The following is a 12,169-nucleotide window of genomic DNA, read 5'->3' as shown; positions in this document are numbered from 1 at the left end:
ACGAGGGATTCCGAGTTCAGGGACTGCGCCAGGCATCCTCGTCCGCCGTCAGTTCACGCACGATACTGGGCACCTCACCCGCGGCAAGATCGGCGAGGGTGACCTGTTCGAGCACCGCTCGCACGTTGGCGCGCAGCGCCACCCACACTTGTGGAAGTGCCGCGGCCGCTCCCTGGTAGGCGATCTCACCGGGTCGCTCGTCCCGGACGAACACTAAAGGCCCGTCCACGGCGCGGATCACATCCGCGAGCGTCACCTCCTCCGCCGGCCGGGCGAGTTGGTGGCCACCACCGGCGCCGCGGCGGCTCGTCACGATCCCATCTCGTCGCAGGTCGCTGAGAATCCCCTCAAGGAAACGGTGCGGCACACCGGCTGCACGGGCGAGCGCCTCGGCTGGCATCGGCGCCTCCTCGCCCCCGGCGAGTTCAGCGGCAGCGCGGACGGCGTAGTCCGCCTTCGCGGAGATCCTCACCTGTTCCCCTGGCGTGAGTTCTGAGGTGCCTCGGTCATCGAAGCAGCCTACCGACGCCGTCGGGGCACCACACTTGCCGCCGGAGCACCACCTTGAGGTGGAGGCAGGAAGGCGCATGAATCCACCGCAAGGCCGATGTGGCGAGAGCAGGTGCGCGCTTACCGTGGCACGACCGCCACAACGTCCGGAGACCCATGACGCCCCAACCGGCGAACCAGCCCGCCACTGATCCAGAACCGGCCAGCCCTGACTCGGTGAACGCTGACCCGGGCACCTCTGACGCGAACGAGCAGGCCAACCAGGGCACAGTGCCGCCGGACGCCATCACCGGTGACGATCCTGAGGCCACGGAACGTCCCGTCCGCCTGAGTCGGCTGTGGTTCTACGCCCGCCCGCACCTTCGCATCCTGTTGGTCGGGGGCGTCCTGACCTTCTTCGGCGGAATCATCGGGCTCGTCCAACCACTCATCGCGATGTCCATCATCGAGGCTCTGGGCGCGGGCGACCCGCTCGCGAACCTGCTGTGGATCCTCAGCGGTGCAGTGTTGCTCGGCGCCGTCCTGGAGGCCTTCGGGCCCTACCTCATGCAGCGCACCGGCCAGAACATCATCCTGACCGTGCGCCGTCGGTTGGTCAGCCAACTGATCCACCTCACGGTCCCCGAGGTGGACCGCCTCAAGTCGGGAGACCTCGTCTCCCGGCTCACCTCGGACACGAACCTGCTCCGCACCGTGGCCTCCACCACGGTGATCGGGGGAGTCACGGCCATCTTCATGCTGATGGGTGGGTTGGCCGTGATGGCCTGGATCGACCTGGTGCTCTTCGGCGTCACCCTCGCCATGGCGGCGGTGGTCACCCTGGTGATGCTGGTGGTCATGCCGCGGATCGGGGCCGCCACGCGCGAGTCGCAGACTGCGCTCGGTGAGATGGGCGGCATCCTCGAACGCGTCCTCGGGGCATTCCGGACCGTCAAGGCCTCCGGTGCCGAGGATCGGGAGATCGCCTCCCTGGACGTCGCCGCCGTGCGAGCTCGAGACAAGGGCGTCACCGTCGCGGTGTGGGAGGCGCTCGCCGGGGTACTCGCCTTCCTCCCGGTGAACATCGCATTCCTCGTCGTGCTGGGGCTCGGCGGTGCACGAGTGGCGGACGGTGCGATGACGATCGGAGCCCTGATCGGATTCCTGCTCATGCTGTTCTACCTGATGGGCCCGATCGGGTCGCTCGTGGCGGCGCTCTCCCAGCTGCAGACCGGCCTGGCCGCCGTCGCCCGGGTGGAACAGGTGGACCATCTCGACTCCGAGGACCTCTCCGCCGGTCGCGCCGTACCCACCGCCGGACCTGCCGGTTCACCGGTCAGCCCGGCGGCACGGGTGGAGTTCGATGACGTGGAATTCCGCTACGAGGCCGACCTCGCCCCCGTGCACCGCGGGGTCACCTTCACCGCCGCCGGCACCGGACTGACTGCACTCGTGGGTCCCTCGGGCGCGGGCAAGACCAGCATCTTCTCGCTCATCGAGGGCTTCTACCCGGCCACGGCTGGGCACGTGCGCATCGACGGTGTGGACATTGCGGACTGGCCGCTGCGAGCCCTGCGCTCGATGATCGGCTACGTCGAGCAGGACGCACCCGTGCTGCACGGCACCCTGCGGGAGAACATCACCATGGCTGCTCCCGATGCCACGGAGGAGGACGTGGCACGGGTGGTCGCTCAAGCCCGCCTGACTGACCTGGTGAGCCGCCTACCGGACGGGCTCGAGTCCGCCGTCGGGGCGCGAGGGGTGACCCTGTCCGGAGGTGAGCGGCAACGGGTGGCCATCGCCCGTGCACTGCTGCGCCGTCCACGGCTGCTCCTCCTCGACGAAGCCACCTCCCAGCTCGATGCGGCCAATGAGGCAGCGCTGCGTCACGTGATGCTCGAGGCATCCGAACGCACGAACGTGATCGTGGTCGCGCACCGGCTCTCCACGGTCACCAGCGCGGACCAGATCGTGGTGCTCGACGCCGGCCAGGTGCGCGCGATCGGCACACATGCCGATCTGCTCCGCGATGACGACCTCTACCGCGACCTGGCCACCGAGCAATTGCTCACCGCGGAAAGCTGACTGCACCGTCGTCACCGGCGCCCCACTTCGTGGGAGACTGGGAGCCGACAACACACAAGCACTAGGAGAGAACGCCATGGGTATTGCTACCCCTGAGGTTTACCAGGAGATGATCAACCGGGCGAAGGAACGCAAGTTCGCCTACCCGGCCGTGAACGTCACCTCCTCCCAGACCCTCACCGCCGCACTGCGCGGTTTCGCCGAGGCCGAGAGCGACGGCATCATCCAGGTATCCGTGGGTGGCGCGGAGTACGCCTCCGGTTCCACCATCAAGGACCGCGTCGCCGGCTCGCTGGGTCTGGCCGCCTACGCCGCTGAGGTGGCCAAGAACTACCCGGTCACGATCGCGCTGCACACCGACCACTGCGCCAAGGAGAACTTGGACAGCTGGGTCCGCCCGCTCCTCGCGCACGAGGCCGAGCAGGTCAAGAACGGCGGACTGCCGTCGTTCCAGTCGCACATGTGGGACGGTTCGGCCGTGCCGCTGGAGGAGAACCTCCAGATCGCCGAGGAGCTGCTTGAGCTCTCCCAGGCCGCCAAGACGATCCTCGAGATCGAGGTCGGCGTGGTCGGTGGCGAAGAGGACGGCGTCTCCCACGAGATCAACGACAAGCTCTACACCACGGTGGAGGACGGGCTGGCAACGGTCCGTGCGCTCGGCACTGGTGAGAAGGGCCGCTACCTGACAGCGCTCACCTTCGGCAACGTGCACGGCGTCTACAAGCCAGGTGCGGTCAAGCTCCGCCCGGAGATCCTCGGTGAGATCCAGCAGGCTGTCGGCGCCGAGGTGGGCAAGGAGAACCCGTTTGACCTCGTGTTCCACGGCGGCTCCGGCTCCACGGCCGAGGAGGTCGCCCTCGCAGTGGACAACGGTGTGATCAAGATGAACATCGACACCGACACCCAGTACGCCTTCACCCGTCCCGTGGTGGACCACATCTTCCGCAACTACGACGGTGTGCTGAAGATCGATGGCGAGGTCGGCAACAAGAAGGCCTACGACCCGCGCGCCTGGGGCAAGCTGGCCGAGGCGGGGATGGCACAGCGCATCCTCGAGGCCTCCCAGTGGCTGCGCTCCGCGGGCCAGAAGCTCGGCTGAAGCGAGCATCAGCCAGAGATCGCCCGTCGATGTGGTCGTGTGCACGGCCACATCGGCGGGCGGTTCTCGTGTGACTGACGACGGCGGCCGGTGAGATTCGTACGGATCTCACCGGCCGCCGCCGTCGTTTCCCCCTGCTCCCCGGCCCTCTCTTACCCCGGTCCCTCTGCACCCCGGCCCTGCGCCCCGGCCCTCTCTTACCCCGGCTCCTTTGCACCCCGGCTCCTTTGCACCCCGGCTCCTCTGCACCCCGGCTCATCTGAACGCACTTTTCGCGTGTGAACCCACGCCGCCGAGGATTCACACACGAAAAATGGGTTCGGATGAGGGAGGGGAGGGGAAGAGAAGATGGGAGGGGAGGGGAAGGGAAGGTGGGAGGGGAGGGGAAGGGAAGGTGGGAGGGGAGGGGGAAGAGAAGAGGGGAGTGAGACGAGTGGCGGGCCGGGAGGAGAGCGAGCGGCGCGGAACTCAGCCGGCCAGGTGCGCGAACCGCTCCTCGAGCTCGCTCCACGGCCCGATCGCCGCGACAGCACCGTCCTCGAGTACCACCACCCGGTCCGCCAGGGCCAGTGCGGCGCGCTTCGCCGTGGCCCCGATCACCGTGGTGCGCCGTTCCCGCAGCGCCGCCCACAACTCCAGCTCGGTCGCGGCGTCGAGCGCGCTGGAGACGTCGTCGGCCAACAGCAGATCGGTGTCCGTGGCCAGCGCGCGGGCGAGCGCGAGCCGCTGCACCTGCCCACCGGAGAGCCGCACCCCGCGGTGCCCCACGAGTGCTTCCACCCCACCGGCCGAGGCCACATCCTCGGCAAGGCGCGCATCCTCCACCGGCCGCACCAGATCTCGGTCGTGATCGAGCCGGATGTTGTCGGAGAAGGTGCCCGAGAGCACCCGGGGAACCTGGGCCACATGCGCCACCTGGCCGGGGCGCAAGAACGTCTCTGCGTCCTCCACCGCGCGCCCGTTCCATCGGATCTCACCGCGATGGGCCACCAGCCCGGCCAGCGAGGCGAGCAGGCTGGACTTGCCCGAGCCCACCTGGCCCACCAGCAGCACCAGCTCGCCCGCGTCCACTCGCAGGTCCACGTCCATCACACCGATGGTGCCGTCGTCGTGCACGGCGGTCACGCCAGCAAGCTCCAGGTGCTCCAGCCGCTCACGGGCGGGGGCCGCGGCCAGCGGGGCCGCGCCGGTGAGCAGGTCGATTTCGCTGGGCAGCTTCATCAGATCCACGCCGCCCGCGAAGGCGCTCGTGGCCTGCTGCCAGGCGCGGGTGCCGGGCGCCTCGGTCACCACGGCGCCGGCCACCCGGCCGAACCAGTCGAAGCCGTTCACCGCATTGGCCACCAGCAGTGCGGTCGCCAGCCCCCACCAGCCCCACAACGTCGCTGCCCAGGCGGTCACCACACCGGCCTGCACCATCACCATGGGCACACCATCGAGCACCGCCTGCACCCGGTGTTCCCGCACGGCCGCGTTCACGCGCCCGGAGTCCACCCGCTGCAGATGCGCGTGCACGGCGGGGGTGGCCCCGGCGAGTTTGACGGTGCGTGCGGCTTCCAGCGCTGATACCAGCGCACGTCCGAACCCGGCCCGGGCCAGGGAGGCTGCCGCTGCGGATCGTCCTGCGACGGGTCGGCCCACACTCGAGGCGAGTGCCGAGGCGACCATCACCGCGAGCAGCACCCCACCGGCCAGCCAACTGCCCGCGAAGGCCGCCGTGGCACCGGCGATGAAGAGGCCGTTGATGAAGTCCACCCATCGGTCCGCGTACCGCGCATAGCGGTCGGCATCCATACTGCGGGCCACCACCTCCCCAGGAGGAGTGCGAGGCAGACGGCGCTGCCGGGTCTGCCCACGCAGCACCGACATCCGGGTGCGTAACAACACCTCCACCCACCATCGTGGGTATCGCCAGATGGCGTCCGCCAGCACGACGGGCGCGATGAGCAAGCTCAGCACGAGCACGCCCAGCAGCACGGTCACCTCGGTGTTCTCGCGGACAGCCACCACCAAATGGCCCCACACGAAACCGGTGAAGGCACCGTGCGCGCCGATCAACGCGGAGACCAGGAAACCGACTGCGCCGCCGATTCCCCAGGCCGGGCGCACCATCAACGCGCTGACGATACCGCGGGTCAGACTCGGCCCGGTGCCGACGTCTGCACGTTCGGGTGGCGGGCCGGTGCGCCGGCGATGCCCGAGCTGATGCGGAGCGGTCCCCTCGGTGGGTTGCTCCTGCTCGTCGTGTCCCTGGTTGACGTGCGCCGCCGTGCGCGCGCCGGGTCGAACCTCAGCGCCGGCTTCGTCTGCGGCGCTCACCCGAACAGCCTGTTGTGGGACTGCTGAGCTGGATGCCTCCAGCAACCGGCGGAATGGACCGTCCGCCCGCGCGAGCTCGGCACGCGGGCCATGCTGGACCACCCGGCCCTGATCGAGCACCGCCACGGTCTCCGCGCGCTCCGTGGTGCTCAACCGGTGTGCGATGAGGATTCCGGTACGGCCCTGCAGCAGGCGATTGGCTGCCGCGACGACCCGTCGCTCGGTGAGCGGGTCCATCCGGGCGGTGGCCTCGTCGAGGATCACCACACGCACGTCCCGCACCAGCAGCCGTGCGAACGCCACGAGCTGCTCCTCCCCGGCGGACAGCGTGGTGCCGCCGGCGCCGAGTGGAGTGTCCAGACCGTCCGGGAGGCCCTTGACCCACGCGGTCAGTCCGAGTTCGTTCACGGCCGCCTCCACCTGAGCGCGTGGGCGGTTCTCGAAGAGGGTGATGTTCTCGGCGAGCGTCCCGGCAAGCATGTCGGTGCGTTGGCTGACCACCCCGACGGCGGCCCGTAGCTTCTGCAGGTCGAGCTCGCCCACGTCCACCCCGCCCAGGAAGACCGAACCAGGTTCGGGTTCAACGGCTCGAGACAGGAGCGCGGCGAGCGTCGACTTTCCTGACCCTGTCCGGCCCACCAGGGCGATCGTGCTGCCGGCAGGAACCTCCAGGCTCACCCCGTTCAGGGCGAATGTGCCTTCGTCGTAGGCAAAGTGCAGGTCGCGCAACTCCACCGCAAGGGCGCCATCGGGCAGCTCGCGGCCGCCAGCGGGTTCGGGTGGGGAGGCGAACATCTGCCGCAATCGCACCACGGCGCCCACACCGGCCTGGAGATCCGGTAGTTGCTCGGCCAGATGCGCGATCTGGCCGACGAACATCGTGGTCACCAGGAAGAGCGTCACCAGATCTCCCACGGTGAGCCCGTCGGAGAGGACGAGCGCCACTCCGGTGACCGCCACACCCACGAGCAGGCCGTGCAACAGCACTCCGGAGCGTCGAATCAGCCGCGATTCGAGCCGGATCACGCTTGCGAACTTGTCGTGTACCTGGGCCGAGAGCTGAGCCACGCGCCGCACGATGTAGGCCTGACCCAGGCTGGTGCGCAGATCGTCCCGGCCGGCGATGCCCTCCTCCAATGCGGCTGCGTGGTCGGTCCAGGCGATCTCCTCGATCACCTTGCGAGAGGCGATCGGACCAAGCAACGGGCGCACCAACCAAGCCGTGATCGCTGCCATCGCCGGGAACACGAGGAACGCCGGCCACCAGGTCAACCCGGCCAGCAGCCACATCGGCAGCACCGCGAACACCGTGCGCATCAACTGCCAGACCTGCAATCGCACCAAGGTCCCGACATCGTGGGTGTCATCGTCGACGCGGTCGAGGATCTCGCCCACGGCTTGTTCGGAGAGCGTCGCGAGGGGCTGGTGCAGGGCGGCAGTGAGCAGGTCACCGCGTAGTCGCCCTTCAGCTCTGTCCACCACCGCGCTCCAGATGACGCGCCCGACGGTGTCCAGTAGTGCGGCTCCGACCACGCACAGAGCCAGGATCCCCACCAGCCGCACCGTCGGGTCCTCGGCGAGGCGGCCGGCCACGGCGGTACCCATCGTCTGCCCGACGGCGGCCGCGGCGCTGCCGGTGAGCGCGATCACTGCGGCGGGTCGGCGAAGGCGGCGCCAGTTGATCTGGCGTGCAGGGTCGTTCGGGCGTGACGCAGTCTCAGATGGCATGGTGGATGCAGGTCGCGATCGTGTCGAGGTGGATTCGTCGAGCGGACCTACTGTAGGGAGCGCCACTGACGATGGTCACGGTGTTTTGCCCGTTCCTTGGCGCGACGTTCCATCGTTCGCCACACCGGCGGCACGTCAGAGTGTCACACTGAGCGGATGAGGGGGCTCTGGCGGGCGGGTGTGATGGTGGCGCTCGTGACAATCCTGATCACGGCACAGTTCCTCCGTGCGGACCATTGGTTCCCGCTCGGCAGCCTGGGGCAATACGCCTACCCGCGCGATCGCGATCAGCACGTGGTCAACACCTACGTCACCGGGATCACTACCACGGGCCGGGAGGTCCGCGTCGGGCTGACCCCTGGTTCAGCAGGCATTTCCAGGGTGGAGTTCGAGAACTATCTCCCCGAGATCCACGACGATGCCAGCCTGCTCGGCGACATCGTCGATGCGTGGGAGATGAGCCACCCGCCGAATGTGCTCGTCTCCGTGACAGTGCGCCAACAGATATCCCCCCTCTCCGGCGGTGCCCTGGGTGCCGAGCCGTATGACGTGGTGGTGCTCCATTGGGAAGTTCCGTGAGGGTCGCCGGTTCAGTGGCACACCGGGTACTCGCCTGGCTCGTACCGGAATTATCTCGCGCCCGGGTGGCCTGGGTCAGGGCTGCATTGGCTGTGATGGCGGTGCTCGACGTGCGGTTCTTTCTGAACTCCACGGGCAGTCGTGGCGGCACCCCCGACGTGTACGAACCGGTGGTGGTGGCGGTCTGGCTGCACCTGCCCCCGGTGACCGATGCCGTGGCGCAAGTGCTCTTCGTGGGTGTCCACGTGGGTGCGGCGGCCGTAGTGCTCGGTGGGTTCGCACGGGTACCGGCGTGGGTGCAGCATGCCGGTGGCGTGGTGCTCGGCGTCGGATTCGTCCTGTGGGTGATCTGGGCCATGAGCTATGGCTACGTCTCGCATGACCACATGACCACATGACCACATGACCACATGGCCATCGTGATCGGTGTGCTGGTCCTGCCCTTCGCCGGTACGGCGCGCTATGGCGGGGGTCTCGATGCGGACTCCGTGGCCGGGTGGCCGCTGCGCATGATCCAGGTGTTCACGGTGCTCACCTACGTGGGATCGGTTGTGGCGAAATACGTTTTCAGTGGCGGATCCCTGGTGCGCTGGGCCACGTCCGGAACTCTCGCGTGGGCGTTCATCCGCCGTCCGAACGATCTGAATATGCTCCTCGTTGGGCACGCGGGGCTGTTGCGAATCGCCCAGTGGGCGACTCTGGTCCTCGAGGCTGCTGCGCCGGTCGTCTTCGCGTTACGTGGTCGGTGGCTGGCACTTGCGATCAGTGCATTCCTGGCCTTCCACGCCAGCACGTTCCTGCTGCTGGGGATTCACTTCCTGCCTACGGTCGCGTGCTGGTCGGCGTTCGTGCCGTGGGAGAGGCTGCCGATGTGGTGGCGTGCCCGCCGCCCGGTGATCGCTGCCGCCCTGCGCCCCCGGGACTACTCACCTGCCGAGGGTGCACCCTGAGTGTCGTCGTCCACGATGTCCACCAGGTCCCCGACCCGTGTGACCTCGAGCAGGAACCGGACCACATCGGGCGGCCTGATCATCGTCATGCGCCCCGGCGTGCGGCTCGCGAGCCGGGCGAGCAGCGAGATACCGGACGAATCCATGAACTGCACGTGCCGCACGTCCACCTGCACCGGTAGACCCGCCGCCTCAGCCTCGGCCACCGCTTCGGTGAGCTCGTCGCTCATCGCCATATCCACCTCGCCGGAGAGAACCAGCCGGGTGTAGGAGGCCTCCAACAGGGTATGCACGGTGCCGGCTTCTGCACCGGCGCCAGTGGCGGCACGGCGCGGCTCGGCGCCGCTGCTGTTAGCGTCTCGCACAAGGCCTCCTGCGGGGGTATCGGACCTCACGCGTCCGCGTGGTCCACAATAAGTCACACCGTAGACGATGAGGAGCGGCGGTTGAATCCGGATCACGGCACGAGTTCTTCGCCGCCCGATCCGCGCGAGTTGGCCGCGCAGGTGCTGCTCCACGGGCGGGCACCTGTCGCGGTGTTGGACCTGGGGGAGGACGGACCGCTCCTGCAGTGGGTGAATCCCGCCTTTGAGCGAGTCACCGGGTACACGCTCGAGGAAGTGCGTCGCGGCGGGTTGATCTCCCCAGGTCTGGGTTCGGTGGTGCAGGCGCGCCTGCACGAACGCGCCGGGGGCGAGGAACCCTTCACCATCACGCTGCCGCTTGTGCGAGCGGACGGACACCGGTTCAGCATGGTTGCTGAGTTCACCCCCCAGGCGATCCGCGGCGGGACCAGGTTTGTGGTGATCGCTACCGGCGCGGGTGGCGCCGCCGAGTCGGTCCAGCCGGGCTTCGAGCAACATTCGCGGATCGCTTTGGAAACTATGGCGGGCGTCTCCGAGGTACTTTCCGAAGAGGATGAGTCCGAGGCATTGACGGGTGTGGCCCGGGTGATGGCCACGCATCTGTTCGCCTGGTGCGGCTTCTTCGCCGAAGACGGTGTGCTTCAGCCGATCAACGGCCTGGCCGGGCTGGGTCCGGAGCGCAGGGCACGGCCGCGTCGCGGGATCACCGCCTCGGACGAGACGGACCCGGTCGGGCGGCTCCTCGGTGAGCGCACCATGGAGCGGATCCGGGTGGACCTGGACGCGGCCCAAGTGCCCGGAAGCTGGAGCGCTCAGCTGGTCGAGCTGGCGAATGAGGCCCTTGCCGACGTGCCGGAGGCCACACGCGAGGTGGTGCTCGCCCCGCTGCTGGGCCGCGGCCGAGTCCTCGGTCTCGTCGCCGTGGCGGAGTCCGGCGTACGACCGGTGTACCCGGACGCAGGCGCCGTGCTTGAGATTGCGGCCAGGCGGGTAGGACTGGCGATGGATCACACGCTGCTCTACGAAGCCGAACACGTGCTGGCCGAAACCTTGCAGCGGACGATGCTGCCGGAGCTCGACCACATCGATGCCCTGGACGTGTGGACCTACTACTCACCGAACGCCGAACACGCCCAGGTCGGCGGGGACTGGTATGACGTGGTGCGCATCGGCGATGGTGCAGTGGCCGCGGTGGTGGGGGACGTCGTCGGCCATGATGTGGAAGCCGCCTCAGCGATGGGCCAGCTGCGCTCGGTGCTGCGCGCCCTTGCGAACGAGCTTGTCGATCCAGGCACGGTGCTGACCCGAGTGGACTCCATCGTGGAGGCGATGCGGATCCGCAGGGCGGCATCAATGGTGTACACCACGCTGACCCCGACGGCCGAGGGGGCGTGGCTGTTGGAGTACACCGGGGCCGGGCATCTGCCGGGCCTGGTGTATTCCGGTGGGACGGTGACTGATCTCGATGGAGCGGCCGGCACGTTGATCGGATTCGGGCACGCCAACCGGGAGACTGCTGCGCGAGAGGTCGGCCCCGGGGACGTGCTGCTGCTCTACACCGACGGATTGATCGAGCGGCGAGCGCGCCCTGTGCAGGACGGCCTGGTCCGGCTTCGCGAGGTGTTCGCCGAGATCGGCGATGCGCCCGATGCCGCCGGGGTGGGGGAGCTGTTGCTGCGCTCCTTCGACGATCCGCCCGAAGATGATATTGCCGTGGTCGTGATCCGGGTGCCCACCCGGTCCGGTGAACAGGAGCGTCGCGGCCGTTCTCAGCGTTGGCGGTTACCGTCGGCGGTGGAGTCCGTGCGCCATGCGCGCGTGCTCGCCGCGCAGACGTGCCGGGAGTGGGGACGGAGTGAGACCGCGGCGATCGAGCTGGTCGTCTCGGAGCTCGTGGCGAATGCGGTGGTGCATGGGTGGGGGTCGCTGGAGGTGCGGGTGCATGAGACGGTCGACGGCGTCCGTGTGGAAGTCGAGGACGGTAACCCGATGCCGCCTACGCATCTGGATGCGCACCCGGCCCGGGTGGGCGGCTATGGGATGCACATCGTCGACCGGCTCGCGGACTGGGGCTGGCGCCCCTCCGGGCCGGGCAAGGTGGTGTGGGCTCGCCTGCATGGCGATGCCACGCTCGCCATCAGCACTGGCGATGGTGCACGATCCTGACGGCGGAGGTCACCACCCGGGCGCCTCAGGCAGTGGCATGGGTGGCGTCCGGGCACTGGTGCCGGTGGTTCACATCGAAGAGGTCGAGGGCGCCGCACACCTGCAGCACGAACAGGTCCCGGGCGCTGGCCCCGAGCAGGCTGATCGTGCCATCGCGTTGAATGGATTGACCGGCCAAGGAGATCAACCAGGCGGCGCCGGTGGAGTCCATGAAATCCATCCGGCACAGATCCACGGTGATCGCCGGGCGTTCGAGGAGGGCAAGGCGCCGCGCGACGGCGTCAGCAGACTCACGGGATGCCAGGTCCAGATCTTCGGAAACCGTGATCCGAGCGCCGGTCGCTGATGTCGACACGTCGATCATCATTGGCCTCCAGGATGCGGATGCC

10 protein-coding genes are annotated in these 12,169 nt (G+C 68.5%); 6 read left to right on the top strand and 4 right to left on the bottom strand.

What is annotated here, in order from left to right; all coding sequences use genetic code 11:
• Nucleotides 1–16: 16 nt before the first annotated feature.
• Nucleotides 17–472 carry an RrF2 family transcriptional regulator gene (locus tag LQF10_RS16750; protein WP_231064947.1) on the bottom strand — a complete coding sequence of 152 codons (456 nt, stop codon included), beginning with the start codon at nt 470–472 and terminating at the stop codon, nt 17–19.
• Nucleotides 473–666: 194 nt separating this feature from the next.
• Between LQF10_RS16750 and LQF10_RS16745 the strand changes: the two genes are divergently transcribed.
• Nucleotides 667–2,574 (top strand): ABC transporter ATP-binding protein, encoded by a 1,908-nt coding sequence (locus LQF10_RS16745; protein WP_231064946.1) that lies wholly within the window; start codon nt 667–669, stop codon nt 2,572–2,574.
• Between the two features lie 76 nt (nt 2,575–2,650).
• Entirely contained in the window at nt 2,651–3,673 is a 1,023-nt protein-coding gene (gene fbaA, locus LQF10_RS16740; protein ID WP_231064945.1) for a class II fructose-bisphosphate aldolase, read from the top strand.
• A 468-nt stretch (nt 3,674–4,141) separates the two neighbouring features.
• On the opposite strand, the gene LQF10_RS16735 is transcribed toward fbaA, so the two are convergent.
• Complete coding sequence (locus tag LQF10_RS16735; protein ID WP_231064944.1) at nt 4,142–7,720, bottom strand: ABC transporter ATP-binding protein; 3,579 nt, start codon at nt 7,718–7,720, stop codon at nt 4,142–4,144.
• Between the two features lie 156 nt (nt 7,721–7,876).
• On the opposite strand from LQF10_RS16735, the gene LQF10_RS16730 reads away from it, so the two are divergent.
• The 3 genes from LQF10_RS16730 (at nt 7,877) to LQF10_RS16720 (ending at nt 9,249) form a co-directional block, all read left to right on the top strand.
• The gene (locus tag LQF10_RS16730) at nt 7,877–8,299 is read left to right on the top strand and encodes a hypothetical protein (protein ID WP_231064943.1); all 423 of its coding nucleotides are present in this window, start codon (nt 7,877–7,879) and stop codon (nt 8,297–8,299) included.
• 95 nt (nt 8,300–8,394) lie between these two features.
• Nucleotides 8,395–8,697: a hypothetical protein gene (locus LQF10_RS16725; protein WP_231064942.1), complete on the top strand. Its 303-nt coding sequence runs from the start codon at nt 8,395–8,397 to the stop codon at nt 8,695–8,697.
• 12 nt (nt 8,698–8,709) lie between these two features.
• The gene (locus LQF10_RS16720) at nt 8,710–9,249 is read left to right on the top strand and encodes a hypothetical protein (RefSeq protein WP_231064941.1); all 540 of its coding nucleotides are present in this window, start codon (nt 8,710–8,712) and stop codon (nt 9,247–9,249) included.
• On the opposite strand, the gene LQF10_RS16715 is transcribed toward LQF10_RS16720, so the two are convergent.
• Nucleotides 9,222–9,614 (bottom strand): STAS domain-containing protein, encoded by a 393-nt coding sequence (locus LQF10_RS16715; protein ID WP_231064940.1) that lies wholly within the window; start codon nt 9,612–9,614, stop codon nt 9,222–9,224. The two genes, LQF10_RS16720 and LQF10_RS16715, sit on opposite strands and share 28 nt — an antisense overlap.
• A gap of 81 nt (nt 9,615–9,695) precedes the next feature.
• Here LQF10_RS16715 and LQF10_RS16710 point away from each other — a divergent pair, with 81 nt between their 5' ends.
• Nucleotides 9,696–11,780, top strand: a complete 2,085-nt coding sequence (locus tag LQF10_RS16710; protein WP_231064939.1) for an ATP-binding SpoIIE family protein phosphatase — start codon at nt 9,696–9,698, stop codon at nt 11,778–11,780.
• A gap of 25 nt (nt 11,781–11,805) precedes the next feature.
• Here the strand turns inward: LQF10_RS16710 and LQF10_RS16705 are convergent, their stop codons facing one another.
• Nucleotides 11,806–12,144 (bottom strand): STAS domain-containing protein, encoded by a 339-nt coding sequence (locus tag LQF10_RS16705; protein ID WP_231064938.1) that lies wholly within the window; start codon nt 12,142–12,144, stop codon nt 11,806–11,808.
• Between the last annotated feature and the right edge of the window lie 25 nt (nt 12,145–12,169).

The organism is Ruania halotolerans (assembly GCF_021049285.1).
In the GTDB taxonomy this organism is placed as follows: domain Bacteria; phylum Actinomycetota; class Actinomycetes; order Actinomycetales; family Beutenbergiaceae; genus Ruania; species Ruania halotolerans.
This window is presented reverse-complemented; position numbering and strand designations above follow the sequence as displayed.